The 20,805-nt window shown below is 58.3% G+C and carries 18 protein-coding genes; 9 read left to right on the top strand and 9 right to left on the bottom strand.

Annotated elements, in window-relative coordinates:
* Positions 1-160: 160 nt before the first annotated feature.
* The 3 genes from JIO00_RS18790 to JIO00_RS18780 all read right to left on the bottom strand — a co-directional run bounded on the left by JIO00_RS18790 (position 161) and on the right by JIO00_RS18780 (position 2,901).
* Entirely contained in the window at positions 161-535 is a 375-nt protein-coding gene (locus JIO00_RS18790) for a response regulator transcription factor (RefSeq protein ID WP_042933056.1), read from the bottom strand.
* A gap of 102 nt (positions 536-637) precedes the next feature.
* Positions 638-1,288 (bottom strand): response regulator transcription factor, encoded by a 651-nt coding sequence (locus JIO00_RS18785; protein WP_042932731.1) that lies wholly within the window; start codon positions 1,286-1,288, stop codon positions 638-640.
* Positions 1,289-1,347: 59 nt separating this feature from the next.
* A complete protein-coding gene (locus tag JIO00_RS18780; protein WP_224795526.1) occupies positions 1,348-2,901 on the bottom strand; it encodes a sensor histidine kinase in 1,554 nt (517 codons plus the stop codon).
* 317 nt (positions 2,902-3,218) lie between these two features.
* Here JIO00_RS18780 and JIO00_RS18775 point away from each other — a divergent pair, with 317 nt between their 5' ends.
* Together JIO00_RS18775 and JIO00_RS18770 are read left to right on the top strand one after the other, a co-directional pair.
* Positions 3,219-4,181 (top strand): LysR family transcriptional regulator, encoded by a 963-nt coding sequence (locus JIO00_RS18775; protein WP_049870754.1) that lies wholly within the window; start codon positions 3,219-3,221, stop codon positions 4,179-4,181.
* A 27-nt stretch (positions 4,182-4,208) separates the two neighbouring features.
* Positions 4,209-5,654, top strand: a complete 1,446-nt coding sequence (locus JIO00_RS18770; protein ID WP_042932733.1) for a mechanosensitive ion channel family protein — start codon at positions 4,209-4,211, stop codon at positions 5,652-5,654.
* Here JIO00_RS18770 and JIO00_RS18765 read toward each other — a convergent pair.
* The gene (locus JIO00_RS18765) at positions 5,646-6,665 is read right to left on the bottom strand and encodes a GlxA family transcriptional regulator (RefSeq protein ID WP_010455806.1); all 1,020 of its coding nucleotides are present in this window, start codon (positions 6,663-6,665) and stop codon (positions 5,646-5,648) included. The genes JIO00_RS18770 and JIO00_RS18765 overlap by 9 nt on opposite strands.
* Positions 6,666-7,053: 388 nt before the next feature.
* Here JIO00_RS18765 and JIO00_RS29870 point away from each other — a divergent pair, with 388 nt between their 5' ends.
* Genes JIO00_RS29870 through JIO00_RS18755 form a run of 3 tightly spaced genes read left to right on the top strand, consistent with a single transcriptional unit; the run spans position 7,054 to position 8,244 of the window.
* Positions 7,054-7,407, top strand: coding sequence for a hypothetical protein (locus tag JIO00_RS29870; protein WP_234452906.1), 354 nt, complete (start codon positions 7,054-7,056; stop codon positions 7,405-7,407).
* Complete coding sequence (locus tag JIO00_RS30200) at positions 7,362-7,562, top strand: hypothetical protein (RefSeq protein ID WP_442793934.1); 201 nt, start codon at positions 7,362-7,364, stop codon at positions 7,560-7,562. The genes JIO00_RS29870 and JIO00_RS30200 overlap by 46 nt, the downstream gene beginning before the upstream one ends.
* Entirely contained in the window at positions 7,510-8,244 is a 735-nt protein-coding gene (locus tag JIO00_RS18755) for a patatin-like phospholipase family protein (RefSeq protein ID WP_200666599.1), read from the top strand. The genes JIO00_RS30200 and JIO00_RS18755 overlap by 53 nt, the downstream gene beginning before the upstream one ends.
* Before the next feature lie 89 nt (positions 8,245-8,333).
* Here JIO00_RS18755 and JIO00_RS18750 read toward each other — a convergent pair whose 3' ends face one another.
* Positions 8,334-9,191, bottom strand: a complete 858-nt coding sequence (locus tag JIO00_RS18750) for a hypothetical protein (protein WP_154912632.1) — start codon at positions 9,189-9,191, stop codon at positions 8,334-8,336.
* Positions 9,192-9,303: 112 nt separating this feature from the next.
* Complete coding sequence (locus JIO00_RS18745) at positions 9,304-9,696, bottom strand: response regulator transcription factor (protein WP_010455803.1); 393 nt, start codon at positions 9,694-9,696, stop codon at positions 9,304-9,306.
* 267 nt (positions 9,697-9,963) lie between these two features.
* Between JIO00_RS18745 and JIO00_RS18740 the strand changes: the two genes are divergently transcribed.
* On the top strand, positions 9,964-15,435 hold the full coding sequence (locus JIO00_RS18740; protein ID WP_200666597.1) for a trifunctional serine/threonine-protein kinase/ATP-binding protein/sensor histidine kinase: 5,472 nt from the start codon (positions 9,964-9,966) through the stop codon (positions 15,433-15,435).
* 98 nt (positions 15,436-15,533) lie between these two features.
* Here JIO00_RS18740 and JIO00_RS18735 read toward each other — a convergent pair whose 3' ends face one another.
* Positions 15,534-16,052 (bottom strand): phage infection protein, encoded by a 519-nt coding sequence (locus JIO00_RS18735; protein ID WP_200668656.1) that lies wholly within the window; start codon positions 16,050-16,052, stop codon positions 15,534-15,536.
* Positions 16,053-16,433: 381 nt separating this feature from the next.
* Positions 16,434-17,417, bottom strand: a complete 984-nt coding sequence (locus tag JIO00_RS18730; RefSeq protein WP_010455799.1) for a quinone oxidoreductase family protein — start codon at positions 17,415-17,417, stop codon at positions 16,434-16,436.
* Positions 17,418-17,792: 375 nt separating this feature from the next.
* Between JIO00_RS18730 and JIO00_RS18725 the strand changes: the two genes are divergently transcribed.
* The 3 genes from JIO00_RS18725 to JIO00_RS18715 all read left to right on the top strand — a co-directional run bounded on the left by JIO00_RS18725 (position 17,793) and on the right by JIO00_RS18715 (position 20,297).
* Positions 17,793-18,857, top strand: coding sequence for a hypothetical protein (locus JIO00_RS18725; RefSeq protein ID WP_010455798.1), 1,065 nt, complete (start codon positions 17,793-17,795; stop codon positions 18,855-18,857).
* A 31-nt stretch (positions 18,858-18,888) separates the two neighbouring features.
* Entirely contained in the window at positions 18,889-19,812 is a 924-nt protein-coding gene (locus JIO00_RS18720) for a LysR family transcriptional regulator (RefSeq protein ID WP_010455797.1), read from the top strand.
* A 104-nt stretch (positions 19,813-19,916) separates the two neighbouring features.
* Positions 19,917-20,297: a response regulator transcription factor gene (locus JIO00_RS18715; RefSeq protein WP_200666595.1), complete on the top strand. Its 381-nt coding sequence runs from the start codon at positions 19,917-19,919 to the stop codon at positions 20,295-20,297.
* Between the two features lie 144 nt (positions 20,298-20,441).
* Here JIO00_RS18715 and JIO00_RS18710 read toward each other — a convergent pair whose 3' ends face one another.
* Entirely contained in the window at positions 20,442-20,717 is a 276-nt protein-coding gene (locus JIO00_RS18710; protein ID WP_200666593.1) for a hypothetical protein, read from the bottom strand.
* Positions 20,718-20,805: the final 88 nt, after the last annotated feature.

The raw sequence follows: 20,805 nt of genomic DNA, 5'->3' as shown, positions 1-20,805 counted from the left end.
GTGGCTTCAATGGAAAACCGCAACACTTAATCCGGCTTGGTTCGCTGTAGGAGATGGTATCGAGGGGGGATGGGCAGGGCACTTCTACATAGGGTAATTTGCGACACGCCTAAGTGTGGGGTGTGTATACCAAGGTATTAAAGCAAGGGAGCGTCGACGCTCAGGCCTTGCGATCGAGGATGTCTTCGAGGCAGGCCATCAGCTCGCCGCAGGGGAAGGGCTTGGGGAAATAAGCGACGGGCTCGGGGGATCTGTCGCTGACCCGGGGCGGCGAGCCTTGGTAGCCGGTGATGAAGATGACCGGCATCCTGATCCCCCTGGCCGATAACTCGTCATACATTTGAATGCCTGACATGCCGGGCATTTGTATATCGGAGATGAGGCAGCCGGTGTCTTGCGTCCCGGTGGCGGCGAGGAACGCTTCGGCGGTGGCATACACCCGCACGGTATAACCGTTTGAGCGCAACAGACTGTCGAGCGCCATGCGCACGGACTCATCATCGTCGACAACGGAAACAACAGCGGTATGGGGCATTTCAATCCCTGGACTGATATCAGGCAGCCCATCAAGGGGGCCCGCCATCAGCGCAAGATACGCCGTCCACCCGGGGGACGTACTATACGTGCGTATAAAACCTTACTGAGAACGATCGACGCCAAGTGCTTGCGCCATTCGTACCAGATCGGCGAAGGAGCGGGCGAACATCTTGCGCATGGCCTGACCACGGTGAATCTTTACCGTGATTTCGCTCAGGCCGATCTCTCCCGCAATCTGTTTGTTCATCAGCCCCGAGGCCGCCAGCGCCATGACGGTTTGCTCGCGCGGTGTGAGTGTCGCGTAGCGGCTGCGCAACTCCTCATTGCCACGTTCGGATTCGCGGCGCAGTTTGTCTCGGGCATGCGCGGCGGAAACGGCATCAATCAAATCCTGCTCGCGGAACGGTTTGGCCAGAAAATCCACGGCGCCTGCCTTCATGGCCCGGACCGTCATGGCGATGTCGCCGTGGCCGGTCATGAAGACGATCGGCACGTTGATATTGGCGGCCACCAACTCATTCTGGAAATCCAGCCCGCTGGTACCTTGCAGTCGCACATCCAGCACCAGGCAGCTAGGGATGTCGGGGCGGGCGTAGTTCATGAACTCGGTAACCGTGCCAAACAGCGCCACCTGTAATCCGATGGAGCGCAACAGGCTGCCGAGTGCTTCGCGCAGCGGGGCGTCATCATCGACGATATAGACCAGCGGCTCATGGTTCACGACTTTGTTCATAGGGTGATGTTCGTTCATGAGGCATCCATAGAGAGCAGTAATCCTGATTCAAGCGAAATGTTCTGCGTCAAAGCAATTTAGTCCGATTCGCATTGGGAGAGAAGCGGTAGCGCGAATTTGAATGACGCGCCATGCCCGACTGTACTGGTTACCCAGATCCTTCCCCCATGGAAATCGATGATTGAGCGGCAGATGGAAAGCCCCATGCCCAACCCGCGTTCCTTGGTGGTGAAGAACGGGTTGAACAATGAAGACAAAACGTCGGGCGCGATGCCCCAACCCTGGTCCGCCACTTCCACCACGGCCTCATCATCCGTTGCCCACGTGCGCACCTGCAGAAAACGGTCGCCAACCTTGACCCCGTCCATCGCGTGGCAGGCATTGACGACCAGATTGATGATGACTTGCTGCAATTGCACCCGGTCCGCATGCACGTAGTTCGAGTGCTCCGGTAGCTCGACTTTCAAGCTGATCTTGTGCAAGGCCAGCTCATGCTGGACCAGGCCAAGCGTCTGGCTGACGATGTCCTCCAGCGACTCGCGCTGTCGCAGTGGATCGGATTTGCGCGCCAGCGCGATGATTCGGCGGATGACATCGCTGGCGTGGCACGAACTGGCGATGATGCGATCAAGCGATTGCAGGGCTTCGTTCTGATCCGGCACTGGGCGATCAAGCCAGCGCCGACACGCTTCGCCGCTGCTGGTGATCGCCGTCAGTGGCTGGTTCACTTCATGGGCAATGGAAGCAGCAAGCTCACCGAGTGAAGTGACGCGCGTGACATGTGCCAATTGCGCCTGCATGCCGAACAGCGCCGTCTCGGCTTCCTTGCTCGCGGTGATGTCCATCAGCGCGCCAATGTATTCACAACGGTCCTGCTGTTCGAAGAGTGGGCTGGCAATCATATGTACATGCTTGATGCGGCCGTCGGGCATCAGCAGTCGGTGCTGGATTTCGAGCAGCGGCTCATGGCGCGCTGCTTTGGCAAACACCCCCTGCACCAAGGGCAGATCGTCGGGATGAGTCCGCGCCAGAACCATCGCCGCCGTCGGATGTTGGGTCAGGGGGTATTCGAAAATTCGCGCCGATTCGTCGGACCAGCTCATTGCTTCGTCGTCACCGCAGAAACCGACGCTGCCAGTTTGGCTCAAGCGCTGCGCGCCGATCAGGTACAGCTCGTTATGGCGCAGCCGGTCCGCGGCGTGTTTGCTGCGCAGGGCGAGAAAGGTGATTGCCGAGAGCGCCGTCAGGCACCGGAAAAAACCAGTGGTCGACTCCCAGCGTTCATAACCGCCGTTGTAAAAATACGTGGCTGTCAGCAGCACTATGCACATTAGTGCAATGTTGATCACCACGTTAATGGAGAACAGATTGGCCGCCATCAACAACAAGGTGATGTAAAGAATCGTCGGGGCGAAGTCGGATCGGGTTTCGGAGTTGATCACCAGGATGCCGATGACCACCACCAGGCCGACCAGCCAACCCAATGCGTTGATCAGTGGATTGGGACTGATGCTGGAGGCCGCGTCAACGGTCCTCGTGTCGGAGGTGCGCGGCGTGGCGGCGAATAAGTTGAAGAAAAATGGCGACGATTTGCGCGCAGTAGCTGACCTGTTGTTTTTCATCGTGGTCATGCATTCCTGATGTCATGGGGGCGGAGCATGGATGCCTATCGTAAAAGCAATGGTTTCCATCTAATAGGACATAAACCCCTGAAATACCGCCAAGTGCGCGCGCGTAGTCTTCCCGCGCTCCCGCTCATGCCCCCTCCCTATACTCAAGTATCGAACGCTAGACGCATGGATGAATGCGCTGTCCTCAGGTACGACAGACGTTCTGCGGCCACTTGCATAACCTGTTCATACACCGCGCATCGCTGCTCCGATTGCTTGAAGGGGCGAGGTGACACCGCATCCTTTAACCTCAATGACCTGATGGTCGGGCGGTTTCCATGATGAACAGAAATGACCTGCGTCGTGCTGACATCAATCTGCTGGTGGTTTTCGAGTCGATGATGCACGAACGAAATGTCAGTCGTGTCGGCGAGAAGCTGTTTCTGGGCCAACCCACCATCAGCAGCGCCCTGGGGCGTTTGCGCTTGATGTTTGACGACCCGCTGTTCATCCGGTCCGGTCGGGTCATGGAGCCTACCTCCCGTGCGGAAGAGATCTTTTCCAACCTTGCGCCAGCACTGGACGGCATTGCGGCGGCCCTGAGTCGTTGCCAGGCCTTCGATCCGGCGACCAGCGAAGCAACCTTTCATGTCGGTCTCTCGGATGATGTCGAATACGCGCTGCTGCCGACACTGCTGCGCCGCCTGCGGACAGAGGCGCCGAACATGACGCTGGTGGTGCGCCGAGCGGATCACTGGCAGATGCCGCAGCTGTTGACTTCAGGGGACATCTCCCTGGGCATCAGTCACACCCTTGAGCTGCCGGCCAATGCCCGGCGCAAAACGCTGCGCTCGATTCGCCCGATGCTGTTGCGCGCCGATTCGCAGGCCGGTGAATTGGGGTTGGACGAATTCTGCCGACGCCCACATGCCGTGGTGTCGTCGATGGGCAATGTCATTGAAGACGCGGACAGCGCGCTGAGTCACCTGGGCCGTCATCGCAAGGTCGTGTTGACCGTGCCGCAATTCAGCGCGTTGCCGGTGCTCTTGGCCAACAGCGACATGATTGCCATCGTCCCGGACTACATTGCCCGGTCCATGGCCTTGATCGGTGGCCTGAGGGCCGAAGTAGCGCCGCTCGAACTGCCGCAGCAGGAACTTTCAATGGTCTGGCGCGGAGCGACGCACAACGACCCCGCCGAACGCTGGTTGCGCTCGCGCTGCAGCGCGTTTCTGGCTGAGCAGGATGGAACGCTCTGCCGCCCGGCGTCGGCCGAGGCCTTCACTTACGCCGTTGCCTGAGACGATCCAGACTTCCGGGAAGAAATAATGCTCATGTTCTTGCAAGAACACCCGCTGATTATCGGTGCCGTCCTGATGCTGCTGGACTTGTCACTGTGGCACTGCCTGGACGCCACCCAACCTGTGTTGCGGATCTGTTCACGAATGGTGTTGTTTGTGGCGTTCTCTTGGGTATTGATGGCAGCCGGCATCAGCCCGTTGCAGCCACCGCTGTGGCCTGACGACGCCATTCTGAATCTGGCGGCGACCGTTCTGGGCATCGCCTGGTGGCTGTTTGCGGCCAGGACGTTGACGGTGGTTCTGGGCAATGGCCTGACCTCGCGCGAAGGGCACACCGCACGCTTGTTGCATGACGTGATGGGGGCTGGCGTTTTCCTGATCGCCATCGTCGGCGCTGCGGCGTATGTCTTGCAGTTGCCGGTCAAAGGGTTGCTGGCGACTTCCGGGGCGATGGCGATCATTGTCGGCCTTGCGTTGCAGAGCACCTTGAGTGATGTGTTTTCCGGCATTGTGCTCAACACCACCAAGCCATACGACCTGGACGACTGGATTTCCATCGACGGCATTGAAGGCAAAGTGGTGGAAATTGACTGGCGTTCCACCCACCTGCTGACCGATCTGGGCAGTATGGCCGTCGTGCCCAACTCACTGGCGGCGAAAACCAAAATCCTCAATTTCAGCCGTCCCGGCAATGTGCACGGGGTCGTTGTGATCATCGCGATTCCCAGTCATGTGCGCCCACGACGGGCCATGGACGCGCTGGAAAAAGCCTTGCAGGGCACCCGCGCCTTGCTCCCCGGATTCAAGCCGAAAGTGTCGGTGAAAAGCTCACACCTGGAATACAACGAATACGAACTCAAAGGCTTTATCGAATCGATTTCGCACAAGACCGAAGTGCGCAACCTGATGTTCGACCTCGCGCATCGGCACCTCGAAGCGGCGGGGGTGACGTGGCTTTCAGAACCGGCCGTTCAGGCATGGAGCCGGCCGCGACGCTTGCTGGAAGACGTGAGAGTGTTCCGGTCGTTGAGCATGGAAGACCGTGACCGACTCGCCGACCACATGACGGCCGTGGACTATCAGGCCGATCAAGTGATTCTTGCGTTCGAAGAAATCGCCGACTGCCTCATGCTCATCAGTACCGGCGTGATCTCAGCGTCGATCCATGATGGCGAGCGTTTCATCGAAGCCGGACGCCTGGGCCCGGGCGAAGTCATGGGCGAGGAGGGCATCCTCGCGCAAGGACGCTCAAGAGCGGAATTTCGCAGCCTCACCAGCGGGCGTCTGTTCCGTATCGAGAAGGCCATGCTCGGCTCGCAATTGGAACACCACAGTGATCTGCAGCTCGCGCTGGATAATTTGCAGCACCAGCGCGAGGAGATTCGTGAGTCGGTGGTTGCGAAAAAAACGCCGCACATCAAGCGCAGCGGCTTACTCGGCTGGCTGCAGAAAAAACGCCTGCCGTCAGCGTGAGAAGCGGCTGCGGTATTCCCGAGGCGAAATCGAGAGGTGGCGGTGGAAGGTGTAGCGCATGCGCTCCTCATCGCCGAAACCGCACAACTGCGCGATCTGGTCGATGTTGCGCTGAGAGTCTTCGAGCATCCGCCGTGCAGCTTCCATGCGAAACAGCTCAAGTGCCTTCGCCGGTGTCCGTCCCACCTTGCGTTTGTAGACGCGGGAGAAGTTGCGCGGACTCATCTGGGCTTGTCGAGCCAGTGCTTCAACCGTCAGGCTGGCATCGCTGAGGTTCGCGCTGATCCACAGGTGCAAATCGTCGAAGCCGGCGCTGTCGTCCGTTTGAGATTGCAGCAGTTGGCTGAACTGCGCCTGACCACCGGGGCGCTTGAGAAATACCACCAGTTCCCGAGCCACCTGCAACGCGACCTCACGACCGCAATCGGCCTCGACCAACGCCAGCGCCATGTCGATGCCGGTGGTGACCCCGGCCGATGTCCAGACAGTTCCTTGCTGGACAAAAATCGCATCGATGTCGACATCAATCGTCGGGAAACCGCTCTTGAGCATGTCGCACATTGCCCAGTGCGTGGCGGCCCGCAGGCCTTCAAGTAGCCCTGCCTGGGCGAGCAGAAATGTGCCGCTGCACACCGAGGCCGTGCGTTTGGCCTTGACCGACGCCTCGCGCAACCAATTCACCAGGTCGACGCTGTCAATCATGGCCTGACGGATGTTCGGCGCTCCGGGCACGATCAGCGTATCGATCGCCATCCCGTTGAGTGAATGCAGGGCTGTGGTGTGGACCGATAGGCCTTCGGCGGTAGCGATCAATCCACCGTCGTGGCTTGCCGTGTGCAGCGAGTAGCCTGGCAGACCGCGTTCGGCCATGGCTTTGGAGGCGGCCCAGAACACGGTTTGTGCGCCGGTCAGGTCAAGCAAGCCCATCTGGGGGTACGCCAGGAACACCAGGCTGCGCGGCTGAGAGAGTGATTCATGGAGCGGGGCGGTGTCGTGAACAATGGAATTCATGGCTGCGTCGAGACTCGGTTATCGCTGTTATTGGCGATGAAGGGGTTTGACTGGCGCGATTGAAATAAGCCGGTATTGAAAACCTGTCAAGTTTTCGCGATCACTCAATCTGCGAATGGTTATACGCAGGAGCAGGCCCCGTTTTCCTGGCCGTAATTCAGGGTTATATGTCATATCGAATAACGGCGCCAATCGATAATATTTCCTGTTAGTCGACGATTCGTAACCGAATTCACTAAGCGACTAAGAACTAAAAAGATATCGCCCAAAACCTGTCTGGCTGTTTCTTTTCAGGGTTGGCAAAAACTGACGTTTGTTATGTAGAGCGCTGTCTTCACCAGGGCGCTCTCCCTGAATTTCCCCAGCATTCGCCAAGAGATCCGTTGTCATGGTCGATCAGTCACTACGCCTGAAATTTCGCCAGCCGTTGCTGGTGATCATGATCACTTTCGAATTGATGTTGAGCGGCTGCGGCTCGCTCCGCCGCCCGATGATTGATACGGTTTCCACCCCGCAGCCGACTCGCGAATTCGCGTCGTTGAATCGCTTCCGTTTTGTGGCCGATAACGCGCAGCAATCCATGGCGTTCATGCAAGCCTGGGAGGCGGATCGCAAAAAGGCCGGGAGAACGAGCATCACTGCGCTGGCGATCTCCGGGGGGGGGGGGCCAATGGCGCGTTTGGCGCTGGGGTTCTGGTGGGCTGGAGTCGCAGTGGCACCCGCCCTGATTTCGATCTCGTGACCGGCGTCAGCACCGGTGCGTTGATCGCGCCACTGGCCTTTGCCGGGAAATACTGGGACCCGCGCCTGATTCGGGGGTTACCGCAATGTCGGTGCGACGCAATTGACCGAGCGCGGCCTGGGCATGCTGGCGCGACCCTCGCTTTACAGTGGTGAACCGCTTGCAGCGATCATTGAGCACTACACCAGTGCGGCGTTGTTGCACGCCGTGGCGGATCAGCACCGTCTGGGTCGCCGTCTGCTGGTGGCGACCACCAACCTCGATACCCAGGAAACGCACATCTGGGACATGGGGGCCATTGCGCTGTCCGCTCAAGAACCCGGAAACGAACACCAGGCGCTGGCGCTGTTTCGCACGATCATGACCGCTTCAGCCAGCGTCCCGGGGATTTTTCCGCCGATACCGATTGCTGATGGTAATACCTCGGAGATCCATGCCGATGGCGGAGTCAATGTGCCTTTCCTGCTGTTGCCGGAAGCGTTGGTGCAGTGGCAGATCAATCAGCCGAGCCTGATGCCGGGCAAGATTTTCATCATCATCAACGCGCCGATGGCGCCCCGTAACAATCAATTGAGTGGCGGTGCCGTCGCTATCATGGGACGTTCGTTCGACTCGTTGAGCCGCGCCAACCTGCGCATGCACGTTGCGATGGCCACGGCGTTTGCCCATCGCCATCACGTACAGCTCCGGTATGCGGCGCTGCCATCCGATCTGGATACAGATCCACTGGATTTCGAGGCCGCGCGCATGGCCGGTCTGTTCGACTTGGGTGTCGCCCGTTATACCGACCTGACACAAGGCCTCAGCGACGCCCCTCTGGCTGAAAGCGTGCCCTGAGCATCGAAGCTCATAAGATCAATGGTTGGGGACTTTGTCCGATAAATGAGAACGCCGCCCGATGAGGCGGCGTTTTCGTTATCTCTGGCTCAGGCGATCAGCGATTGGAGTTTCTTCAAGATCTGCGCGGAGGGATCGCCGTATTTGGCTTGGCTGGATTGCCGGGTATCCGGCTCGGTCACCACCCCCGCCAGAATTTCAGCCAGGTTGTGAAAGTGTCCGCTTTTCTTGTCCACTGGGTCTGCGCCAGTGTTGTGACCCAGGTTCAAGGCGGCTTCCAGAGACAGGCGTTGTGACAGCCATTCGGGCGTGGCCTTTTCTTCCGGGCTCATGTTATTCATAAAATCCAGTGCCGCCCGGGCGCGACCAAAAGGGTCGTTGGCAAACGGATCTTTCCAGTTTTGCTGTTGGTCCGCCGGGCCACTGTAATAGCCGGTGGCAAGCCGCCCCTGCTGACGCATCAAGGCTTGTGCCGAGGCCTGTTCCTGCGCCGTGAAAATCCCGCCTTCATTGGTGGCCACTGCATTCAGCGAACGACGATCCAGATCACCCATCAGGCCATTACGGTCCTCATCGCTGCCGGTGTACGGTTTGCCGCTGGCGTTCATCTGGGCGTATTTCTCATCCATGCGCTTGCGAGCATCGGTGGCCACTTGCTCAAACGTCTTGTCCTTCGAACTCGAGACCGCGCCCGGCTTGGAGGCGCCTAACACCAGGGCATCGGCATTCATGCCTTCGCGCACGGGGAAATACGGCGCATTGCCTGCGATCGATTTGCTGTAGTCGGTAGAGGTGCTGGAGAGACTCACCGAATCGGCCTCTTTCGCTTTGACCGGTGGCGCCTCGTCCTGGGCCATGCGCTGCTGAGCTTCAGTGGCGGATTGGGTGTCGACGGCAGTCGTGTAGGCAGACATCGCACTTTTCGATGCGGTGGAACCGATTAACATTGGTCTTCCTTGGCGAGTGAGTCGCGGCGTCAGGCAGGAATGGAAGATGCGTTGTCCGTGAATACATCATCTTTCGGACAGCGTCGCCATCATCCATAGGTTTAGTCGGCCCTCAATGCCGCTGGAGCAGGGCGGCTTCGATGCAGCTCAGCAGTCTGTCGGCGTCACAGGGTTTGGACAGGCAGGCGATCAGCTCTGGATTGTGGGCACTCAGGGCGGGCGCCGCACCAGGGTAGGCGGTAATGAGAATCGTGGGGATGTGAAAGCCCATCGAGACCAGCCGCTCACACATCTCGACACCGCTCATTCCCGGCATTTGAATATCGGACACCAGGCAATGGGTTTCAGCCGACACGTTTGCGTCGAGAAACGCCAAGGCGCTGCTGTAGGTTCGGGTCTGATAACCGCCGGACCTTAACAGGCTTTGCAGGGCACTCCGTACGGAGTCGTCATCGTCGACAATCGCAATAATTGCTGTCGTACGGATGGCAGTGGTTTGCGTCATTGGGTTTTCTCGTGACAGCACTTGTCGTCACTACAAGATACGCAGTCCAGATGGGGGGGAAAGTATACCTATGTATGACTGACTAACCTTTAGGTGTTGATGCCGCAGCCGCCGTTCAGTGCCATCTTGCGCAGTACTCAGACCCTTGGCAGCCCCGGAAGCCACGTCCGTGCGATGGTGCCGGCAACTGGAATTCATTGGACGATCAGTCGACAGATTAAAGCAGCAGGCCATACTGCGGCATGTCCAACTCTAATGGATTCCAGAATGCAAATACTGTGGGACGATGGTGAGCGCACGTTCAGTCGGGAGCGACGCTGCCAGGGCGGCAGTGATCGCACGGTTCTCCTGGCGCGAGCGGCAGCGGAGCAACCGCATCCAGCCTGCCTGGGCCGCATCGTGCATGAGTTCGGCCTGAAGGACGAACTGGACGAGAGTTGGGCGCTCAGGCCCCTCGAACTGGTGCGCGAAGCTGGCCAGATGCACTTGGTGCTTGAGGATGTCGGCGGTGAACCGCTGGTGCAGCTGCTTGCCGCACCCATGCAAACGTCGCCGTTCTTGCAGCACGCCATCAGCATTGCGGTGGCGTTGGGCAAGCTCCATCAGCGCGGGCTTGTTCACAAAGACATCAAGCCCAGCCATATCCTGGTGAACTGTGCCGACGGGCAAGCGCGCCTGACCGGATTCGGGTTGACCTCGCGGTTACCGCGCGAGCGGCAGGCGCCCGAAACCATGGCGGGAACACTCGCTTACATGGCGCCGGAGCAGACCGGCCGGATGAATCGCTCGATCGATTCGCGCAGCGACCTGTATTCCTTTGGCATCACGCTTTACCAGATGTTGACCGGCTCGCTGCCATTCACGGCGACCGATCCGATGGAATGGGTGCATTGCCATATCGCCAAAAAACCGGTGGCGCCTGGTTTGCGCGTTGAAACCATACCGCCAGTGATCTCCGATATCGTCATGAAGCTGCTCGCCAAGACCGCCGAGGAGCGCTATCAGACCGCGTCCAGCGTGGAACATGATTTGCGCCAGTGCCTGGCGGATTGGGAGCGCCTGGGCACCATCAACGCCTTCGCGTTGAGCGAGCATGGCACCTCGGAACGCCTGCTGATCCCCGAAAAACTGTACGGTCGCGAGCAAGAGGTCGACACACTGATTGCCGCATTCGGTCGGATCGTTGCCAACGGCGCGCCGGAACTGGTGTTGGTCACCGGGTATTCGGGCATCGGCAAGTCTTCGGTGGTCAACGAACTGCACAAAGTGTTAGTGCCGCCACGCGGAATTTTCGTGTCCGGCAAGTTCGATCAGTATCGCCGTGATGTTCCCTACGCAACGTTGGTGCAGGCCTTTCAAAGCCTGGTGCGCACGCTATTGGGCAAGAGTGACGCCGAACTGGCGGACTGGCGTGAGAAGTTGCATAAGGCACTGGAGGCCAATGCACGGCTCATGACCGATCTCATCCCGGAGCTGAAACTGGTCATCGGCGAACCGCCACCGGTCCCCACACTCGATCCGCAACAGGCGCAACGGCGTTTCCTGGTGGTGTTCCGCAACTTCATCGGCGTTTTCGCCCGGGCCGAACATCCGCTGGCATTGTTTCTTGATGATCTGCAATGGCTCGACGTCGCCACGCTCGACCTGTTGGAGGATCTGCTCACCAGCGCCGACATGCGACATCTGTTGCTGGTTGGGGCTTATCGCAGCAATGAGGTGGATGTCACGCATCCACTGACGACCAAGCTCAAGTCCATCCGCAAGGCTGGGGGCCGGGTCCATGAGATCATGCTGGCACCGCTCGCCAGGACCCACATTGAGCAGTTGATTGCCGAGACCCTTCACGAAGAGATCGTGCGAGTCGAACCTTTGGCGCAGCTGATCGAGGACAAGACCGCCGGCAATCCTTTTTTCGTGATTCAGTTTCTGCAGGCACTCGCCGAAGCGCAGTTGCTGACCTTCGATCATGGCGCACGCCGCTGGTGCTGGGACCCCAATCGCATCCACGCCATGGGCTACACAGACAACGTTGTAGACCTGATGGTCGCTAAACTCGCCCGACTGCCTGCCGAGACACAGCGGGCGCTGCAGCATCTGGCGTGCCTGGGCAACGTCGCTGCAATCGCTACGCTTTCCCTGGCACTGGGCCTGTCGAAGTCACAGTTGCGTGCGGTGATGTGGGAGGCGATCCGACTGGAACTGGTCGAGCGCCTGGACGGGGCGTTCGGTTTCGTCCACGACCGCATCCATGAGGCGGCGTATTCGCTGATCCCCGTCGAACTGCGCCCCCACACGCACCTGCGAATAGGGCGGTTACTGGCCGCACAAACGCCGGTGTCAGTGTTGGATGAGGCGATCTTTGACATCGTGGGTCAACTCAATCAAGGCGCGGCACTGCTCACCGACACCAGTGAAAAGGAACAACTGGCCGAGTTCAACCTGATCGCCGGCCAGCGCGCGAAGGCATCTAGCGCCTATGCGTCAGCGCTCAACTACCTCACCACCGGCGTCCAGTTGCTGGACGAGGAGTGTTGGGTGCGGCGCCACACGTTGCGCTTTGAAATGGAGTTGAACCGGGCCGAGTGCGAGTTCCTGACCGGGCAACTGGCCGTCGCGGACACTCGCCTGACGACACTGTCGGCACACGCGACGACGACGGTCGAACGAGCCAATGTCGCTTGCTTGCAGATGGACGTCTACTTGCTTCTGGACCGCAGCGACGGCGCCGTGGCGGTCTGCCTCGCTTACCTGCGGCATGTGGGCATCGAGTGGTCTGCCCATCCGAGCGACGATGAAGTGCGCGAAGAATATGACCACATCTGGTCGTTGCTGGGCAGCCGACAGATCGAGGAACTCATCGACCTGCCGTTGATGGACGATGCGGCGTCACTGATGACCGTCAACACACTGGGCAAGCTCTTTGCACCCGCCTTGCAGACGGACGCGAACCTGGCTTGCCTGCTGATTTGCAAAGCGGTCAGTCTCAGCCTCGAACGGGGTAACTGCGACGCCTCATGTGTGCTTTATGCCAACGTCTTCAGAGTGGCCGGAAGGCGCTTCGGTGACTACCAGGCGGGGTTCCGGTTTGGGCAACTCGGCTGTGATCTTGTGGAGCAACGCGGCCTTAAGCGATTCGAGGCCAGCACCTATTTATGCTTCTCGAGTTTTGCCGTCCGCTGGATGAAACCCGTAGAGCAATGTCGCGACCTGCTGCATCGGGCCTTTGTCGCGGCGAACCGCATAGGCGACCTTCCATACGGCGCTTATGCAGGCAATTGCCTCACCTCCGATTCACTGTTCGCCGGGGATTCGCTTCCCGAGCTCCAGGCCGAAGCCGAACGGGGGCTGGCGTACGCGAGGAAAGTCCGTTTTGGTCTGGTCATTGATTTCATGGTGACGCAGCTTGCCCTGATCCGAATGCTCCGAGGCCTGACGCCTGCCTTCGGTTGCTTCGACGACGGACAGTTCGAGGAACGCGAGACCGAAGCCCATCTGTCCAGCAGTCCGGACCTGGCATTGGCCGCTTGTTGGTACTGGGTTCGTAAACTGCAAGCGCACTACATGGCCGACGAAATCGAGGCGGCAATGTCCGCTTCCGCCAAGGCGCGGCAGTTGCTCTGGACGTCCTACTCGTTTTTCGAGGAAGCCGAGTATCACTTCTACGACGCGCTGGCCCGGGCCGCCTCGTGTGATGGCGTTTCGGGTGAACAACGCGCGCAGCACCTGCTCGCCATGCAGGCCGATCATGCGCAGCTGCAGACGTGGGAGCAGCAATGTCCTGAGAATTTCGCGAGCCGGGCCGCACTGGTCGGTGCCGAAATCGCACGACTGCAAGGGCGCCTCATTGAGGCCGAGCTGCTGTACGAGCAGGCGATCAAAACGGCGCAGGAAAGCGGTTTCATCCACATCGAAGCGTTGGCCAACGAACTTGCCTCACGCTTCTACGCGGCCCGCGGTCTTGGCAAGATTGCCCGTGTCTATTTGCAGGATGCCCGATATGGCTACTTGCGTTGGGGCAGCGATGGCAAGGTGCGTCAGCTTGAAGCCAAGTATCCGTCGCTCAGGACTGAAGAACACGCGCCTGGCGCGATAACGACCATGGCCACGCCGGTCGAGCACCTTGACCTCGCCACCGTTCTCAAGGTGTCGCAGGCCGTGTCGAGTGAAATCGTGCTGGAGAAACTGATTGATACGGTGATGCGCACGGCGATTGAATTGGCGGGTGCCGAGCGCGGCCTGTTGATTCTGTGCAAGGGCGCCGAGTACCGCATCGCCGCGCAGGTGACCGCCGGTGACAGCGCCGCGCAACTGCGCGATGCGCCGGTCAGCATGGAACTGATGCCCGAATCCGTGTTGAACCATGTCATGCGCACCCGGGAGAGTGTGTTTCTGGACGATGCCGTGACGCAGTCGCCCTTCGCCGCAGACGCTTATATTCGTCAGCATCGCACCCGTTCTGTTCTGTGCTTGCCGTTGATGAACCAGGCCAATCTGGTCGGCGCGCTCTACCTCGAAAACAATCTGAGCGTGCGGGTGTTCAGTCCGGACCGCGTCGCGATTCTCAAACTGGTGGCGTCGCAGGCGGCCATTTCACTGGAAAACGCCCGTTTGTACCGCGAGGTCGGGGAGCGCGAAGCGAAGATCCGGCGCCTCGTTGATGCCAACATTATCGGGATCGTCGTGTGGAACGCCGACGGCGACATTCTGGAAACCAATGACGCTTTTCTCAGCATGCTGGGTTACGCCCGGGAGGATCTGGACAAGGGCCTTTTGAGTTGGCGTGACCTGACGGTCCCGGAGTTTCGCGACAACAGCGAACGCTCGATGGTGATGGCGGTGCAAACCGGACATGCCCAGCCTTTCGAAAAGGAATACTTCAAAAAGGACGGCAGTCGCCTGCCGGTTATCGTGGGCCTGGCCATGATCGAACCTGGCAGCACGGAAGGGGTCGCTTTTGTGCTGGATCTCACCGAGCGCAAGGAGGCGGAAGAAAAAATCCGTGACAGCGAACGTCGATATCGCGAGGTTCAGACGGAGTTGGCCCATGCAAACCGCGTGGCGACCATGGGCCAGTTGGTGGCGTCCATCGCTCATGAAGTCAATCAACCCATTGCCGCCGCCATCCTTAACGCCAATGCGGCGAAACGCTGGCTCAACGCCCAGCCCCCTGAACTCGTCGAGGTTCGTCAGGTACTCGACAGCCTCATCAAGGATGCCAATCGCGCGGCTGATGTGCTGGGACGAATCCGCGGTCATATTCGCAAGGCGCCGCAGCCCAAGGGGCCAGTCGATATTCATTCGGCAGTCGGCGAAATGATCGAGTTCACCCGGGGCCAGATGATGAAAAACGGGGTGTTGTTGGACACTCGACTCATGGACGGGTTGCCATCCATTGAGGGGGATCGGGTCGAGCTGCAACAGGTTCTGCTCAACTTGATCATGAATGCGTTGGAAGCCATGAGTAGCAACCCTGAAGGCGAACGTCGACTGTTGATCAGCGCAGGTGAGGGCGACTCAGGCTACTTGCTGATCAGCGTCAGCGATTCGGGCCCCGGGTTTGAGGCAGAAACCGCTGAGCGGATCTTCACCTCGTTTTACACCACCAAGCCTGCGGGTCTGGGGATGGGCTTGTCGATCTGTCGCTCGATCATCGAGGCCCATGGTGGCCGGTTGTGGGCAAGCGCTCATCAACCTTGCGGGGCCACGGTCCAATTCACGCTGCCTGTTGCGACGGATTGAACCTGACACCGCTCGCATTCGCCGTGTTACGCCCGGAATGTTTACGCTTCTGGGCGTAACCGTAGCGGCGAAATGAGTCCTCGCCCCCGCGACAGCTGTCAGTCCATGGAAAAGTGGGCATTGATATCCATCCCGCCGTTGTATGCATTGCCAACATCGGCAACACGGCGCTCGATCAGGCGATCCGATCCACCTTCGGCAACACTGCGGCGCTCGATCAGGCGATCCGATCCACCTTCGGCAACACTGCGGCGCTCGATCAGGCGATCCGATCCACCTTCGGCAACACTGCGGCGCTCGATCAGGCGATCCGATCCACCTTCGGCAACACTGCGGCGCTCGATCAGGCGATCCGATCCACCTTCGGCAACACTGCGGCGCTCGATCAGGCGATCCGATCCACCTTCGGCAACACTGCGGCGCTCGATCAGGCGATCCGATCCACCTTCGGCAACACTGCGGCGCTCGATCAGGCGATCCGATCCACCTTCGGCAACACTGCGGCGCTCGATCAGGCGATCCGATCCACCTTCGGCAACACTGCGGCGCTCGATCAGACGATCCGATCCGCCTTCGGCGACACGAGTTGGCGCCGATCTGGCGCGATGTTGTTGCACCGGTGGGTCACGATCATCCGGTGCATTATTTTCCCGGCCGACGGCAATATTTTGTTCGGCGTACCCTTCGGAGGCGATAGCTTGGGTAGCGATCAGACCCGTCGCGGCAAGAAAGGCGATGGCCAGACCCAATTCGGAAGTTTTCATTATATTCACCCTGATTAGTCAGTAGGCTCAATTCATAAATAACCTTAAGTTTGCGAGGCGCTATTTATGTAGTTGAACGGGTAACGTGTGAAAAGCTGGTTTCGTTAGAGCCATTCAAATAGTAAAGGAATGAACAGAGACGTCACTTATGCCTACGGTCTCTGCGCAGGCATCTTCGTATAAGTTGCTCATCCCTTGGTATGGCCTGTGGCGGGATGAGCGTACTTGAGTCGTTCAAACGATTAAAACAGTAGCACCGGTAGTGCGGCGTTCTTCAAGGTCTCTGTGGGCGTCTACTAGTTGATCGAATGGATAAACCCGCCCAGGCTCAACATTGATTATTCCCGTCGTAATTGCGTTAAACAGGTCTTGCGCCGCGACCGCCAACTGTTCGGCTGTTGCCACGTACACGGGCAATACCGGCCAGGTCAGGTTCAGCGATCGCGGTGCGAGGTCGAACGGGTTGATCAAGGGAGGGTTGCCGGAAGCCTTGCCAAATACCACAAGCGTTCCCCTCGGCTGCAGCACCGACAACGAGTCGACAAAAGTGTCCTTGCCCACGGAGTCGAATACGGCTTTCACGCCGACATTATTGGTGAGCTCCATGACGCGATGGGCGAAGTTTTCCGTGCGGTAGTTGATGACATGCGAACAGCCTGCCGCTAAAGCAATAGCCATCTTTTCATCCGAAGACACCGTACCGATCACCCGTATACCGAGCGCCTTTGCCCACTGGGTGAACAACTGCCCGACGCCGCCTGCCGCGGCATGATAAAGCACGGTATCGCCCGCCTTGAGGTTGACGGTTTCCTTGAGCAGGTAACGTGCGGTCAGGCCCTTCAGGAAGCTGGACGCTGCTTGTTTGTCGCTGATGTCATCCGGAACGATTGCCACGCGATCGGCGGGATAAAGGCACAGCGTTGAATAGGCGCCATGCACATCGTCCGAATAAACGACCCGGTCTCCAACCTTGATACCCACGACATCGACGCCGACGGCCTCGACGATACCCACCGCTTCATTACCGAGAATGGCTGGGAATGCAGGCACTGGAAATGTCCCGCGTCGGTAATAAACCTCGACGAAATTCAAACCGATGACCGTGTTGCGGATCAATACCTGAGTGGGGCCGGGCTCCGCTACTTCGATGTTTTCAAATACCAGTACTTCAGGCGGACCGTAAGCATGGATGCGAGCTGCTCTTGCACGATGAGTCATGTTGGATTCCTTGATGATTGCGAGTGTGTGTCTGCTCGAGTGAGCAGCCAACTCAGGGAGTCAGGTATTTGTAAGTAGCCAATAGGGGCAAACGAATTATAGGGCTTGGCGCTGAGGCGACAATCATCCTGACAGTGCACAGACTGTGTAATGAAATTGGACAATCGTCGGTTGAATGGATTTACGGGTGGGTCAGTACTTGTGAGTCGCTAGAGTAAGTGTGTTTTTTTCTGAGGATTAATACCTTCATATAGTGTGACTATACTTAGTTAGTCATTAGTTTTTTCGTTTCTCTGGCATTCTGCTTGGAATATCACAGGGCGAATAGGCTTTTACAATCCTTGCGATAACTATCTTATTTTCGAGGGTTGTTGGATGGTCGATAAGTGGGCAGTCAGCCCTTACGAAAGGGCGGTACAAAACGCGCCGCATAAATGGGCTATCTGGGTGCCTGTGCTGGTGACCGCCGTATACCCTTATTTCCTGAATGCCTTCCACGCGCAGGTCATGTCGGTTGAACCGGGCTCGACGATGCCGCTGGGTTCCATGCTTCTGGCCATTGCCTTGATGGTGGCCGTTTTCGCGGTGCCGGCCATGGGGTTTGCCTTGGCGTGCCAACGCATTACGCGTCAACAGAACGCGGCAGCACAGCTCAGAGCAAGACGCTTGGCACTCTTCATCATGTGCGCGCCGACGCTGTACTGCTTTGTCGGTGTCAATCTGATCATGTTGGGCAGCCCAGTGCCGGATGAGTGGTTCTGGGCAGCGTCCTGGATAGGGCTGGGAGTTTATCTCAGTAGAGACGGTGGCAAGAACGAGCAGCCAATCAAGCCCATTCGTTCCATGCCGGCACTGCGAGTGGCCCACGGCATTGCCGGGGTGATCGTGTTGTTGTTCGTGGTCTTTCACTTGTTCAATCATTTGTTCGGCCTGGCCGGACCGGACGTTCACGCGAAGGTCATGGAGCTGGGACGAACCGTTTATCGTTCATCCTTTGTCGAACCGATCCTGGTCGTTGCTCTGCTGTTTCAGGTGGTCAGCGGCCTGCGCCTTGCCTGGAACTGGAGCTCGGTCGGTGGCGACAACTATCGTATTTTCCAAGTGGGCTCCGGGGTGTTCCTGTCCATCTTCATCCTGGGCCACCTCAACGCCGTGTTTGTATTTGCAAGAACCTACGCCGGAATTGAAACGGGCTGGGACTTTGCGTCCGGTGATCCGGTGGGAATGATTCATGACCCTTGGGGCATTCGTTTGCTGCCGCATTATGCAATTGGCGTGTTCTTTATCATTGCTCACCTGTTTTCAGGGCTCAGGGTGGTGATGCTGGCGCACGGCGTTTCCCTGTCTAAAGCCAATATCTGTTGGTGGAGTGGCGCCGTTATCGGCGTGCTGACCAGCCTGTCGATCATGTTAGGCATCACGGGGCTGCGACTGTCCTGACGCGCTGTTCTGACTATCAGGTGAACCCGCTTTGACAATCGATACGGATGGATTCGAGCTGCTGACAGTCTTCGTTTGCGTGGCTGATTCGCGCGGTTTTACCGCGGCAGCGGTCATGATGGGCGTGAGCAAATCAGCGATCAGTCACGCCATCCGCCAGTTGGAAAAACGTGCCGGCGTTCGACTGTTCAACCGAACGACGCGCAGCGTGGGCCTGACCGAGGCCGGTGAAGTGTTCTATCGAAAGGTTGCGCCGCTGGTGCTTGAGCTGAAAAGCGCCTTTTCAGATTTGGCTGAGGTCGCGGCGAACCCTTCAGGTACGCTGCGGTTGACCATGTCACGCAGCGCCTATGTGATGTTTCTGGAACCGTTGGTGCCCAGGTTCCTGGCGGCCTATCCAGACATCAATCTGGATATCGCCATCGAAAGTCGTGTGGTCGATATCGTCAATGACGGTTTCGATGCCGGCATAAGAGTGAACAAAATGCTGGAACAGGACATGGTGACCGTTCCTTTGGGCGCCGATATCCAGATGGCTGTGGTGGCATCGCCCGCCTATGTCAACGCTCACGGCATACCGAAGGTTCCGGCAGAACTTCTGGACCATGATTGCGTCCGCTACAACAGCGCCGTGACCGGTGCCTGCGAGCGGTGGACATTTTCATGCGAGGGGCAGGATGTCGAGATCGAGACAAGAGGGCGCATTTCCAGCAACGACGGGATGACCTTGCTCGGCGCTGCGCTTGATGGCTGTGGTTTTGTCTATGTGTATGACCGCTATGTTCAGGACTACCTTGCCAATGGCCGCCTGGTCAGAGTGCTGGAGGACTGGAGCCCCAGGCGCAGTTTGTCACTTTACTATTTCAGCCGCAGCGCCATGCCGCCAAAGCTGCGCGTGTTCATTGATTTTTTAAAGCAGCATGAAGGGGGGGCAGAGAAACCATTCAGGCATTGAGGGCCATGAGCGATGCAGGTTTCAACGCCACCCGTCAGAACGAGCGTGTTCAAGAAAAAGAGGCGCTTTATCGATTAGCTCCCATCACTTCAAGGTTGAATTAATTGTCAAACATTCCAATCATTTCGATCGTTGATGACGACGACACTGTTCGTACTTCACTGGACAGCCTGGTGAGGTCGATGGGGTATGCCTGTCGTACTTTTTCTTGTGCCGAAGAGTTTCTGGCTTGCAAGGCGCTGGATTTAACGGCGTGCCTTATTTCGGATATCCGGATGCCCGGCATGAACGGCATTCAATTGGTTGAAGCACTGCAAGCGCGTGCGATGCGTTTCCCGGTCATCTTCATCACTGCCAGCGTGGGAGAGAGTACGGAAATCAGGGCGCGGGAATTGGGTGCGCGGGGTTATTTCAGGAAGCCCTTCAATGGTGAGCAACTGATGGCTCATGTGCACGACGTCCTCAATATAAAAATGGCTGACTAACGTCGATCCGACGCGCCGTACGCAAAAAAGCCCGCCACAAAAAGTGACGGGTTTTGGGGCAATCACCGTCAGTGCCGGGATGAGCTCGCGCCGTGGGGGATGCCCTTTATCGTACTCACGCCCGTGCACCACTCGCCTGCAGGCTTACTGTTGCGGCTTCGACTTGGCTCCTTCATTCCCTGAACCACTCGAACCAGCGGCGTCTTTTTCTATCTCATGCGATTGCGCGCCGGAATTGGAACCCGATGCTTCCTCGCCCTTTTTGTCAGCCTTTTCTGCATTCGACTCGCCTTGGTTGAGCCCGGGAAGTGCGCTGGGTGGGAGGGTGGCGTCTTCCGTGGTTTTCTCGGTTGCGAGCGAGTAGAGCGGGCAGATCGAGACAAGTCCGGCGAGCATGAGAGGAGCAATTTTGCTGTTCATCGTTTGCACCTGCTGTGCGAGTGGATGTACCCATTGGAAAAGCATGGAAGGTGAACGTGCCGAGGTCAGGACGAGCGGTACAGGATGC

It is taken from the genome of Pseudomonas sp. SW-3 (assembly GCF_016615645.1).
Lineage (GTDB): Bacteria > Pseudomonadota > Gammaproteobacteria > Pseudomonadales > Pseudomonadaceae > Aquipseudomonas > Aquipseudomonas mandelii.
The sequence above is the reverse complement of the archived record's forward strand: the minus strand, read 5'-3'. Positions and strand labels throughout refer to the sequence as shown.

Coding starts and splice junctions, on each gene's coding strand:
- JIO00_RS18710 (WP_200666593.1), bottom strand. CDS start 20,717: ATGAACAGCAAAATTGCTCCTCTCATGCTCGCCGGACTTGTCTCGATC.
- JIO00_RS18730 (WP_010455799.1), bottom strand. CDS start 17,417: ATGACTCATCGTGCAAGAGCAGCTCGCATCCATGCTTACGGTCCGCCT.
- JIO00_RS18790 (WP_042933056.1), bottom strand. CDS start 535: ATGCCCCATACCGCTGTTGTTTCCGTTGTCGACGATGATGAGTCCGTG.
- JIO00_RS18770 (WP_042932733.1), top strand. CDS start 4,209: ATGCTCATGTTCTTGCAAGAACACCCGCTGATTATCGGTGCCGTCCTG.
- JIO00_RS18725 (WP_010455798.1), top strand. CDS start 17,793: ATGGTCGATAAGTGGGCAGTCAGCCCTTACGAAAGGGCGGTACAAAAC.
- JIO00_RS18780 (WP_224795526.1), bottom strand. CDS start 2,901: ATGACCACGATGAAAAACAACAGGTCAGCTACTGCGCGCAAATCGTCG.
- JIO00_RS18785 (WP_042932731.1), bottom strand. CDS start 1,288: ATGAACGAACATCACCCTATGAACAAAGTCGTGAACCATGAGCCGCTG.
- JIO00_RS18765 (WP_010455806.1), bottom strand. CDS start 6,665: ATGAATTCCATTGTTCACGACACCGCCCCGCTCCATGAATCACTCTCT.
- JIO00_RS29870 (WP_234452906.1), top strand. CDS start 7,054: ATGGTCGATCAGTCACTACGCCTGAAATTTCGCCAGCCGTTGCTGGTG.
- JIO00_RS18750 (WP_154912632.1), bottom strand. CDS start 9,191: ATGTTAATCGGTTCCACCGCATCGAAAAGTGCGATGTCTGCCTACACG.
- JIO00_RS18745 (WP_010455803.1), bottom strand. CDS start 9,696: ATGACGCAAACCACTGCCATCCGTACGACAGCAATTATTGCGATTGTC.
- JIO00_RS18740 (WP_200666597.1), top strand. CDS start 9,964: ATGCAAATACTGTGGGACGATGGTGAGCGCACGTTCAGTCGGGAGCGA.
- JIO00_RS18775 (WP_049870754.1), top strand. CDS start 3,219: ATGATGAACAGAAATGACCTGCGTCGTGCTGACATCAATCTGCTGGTG.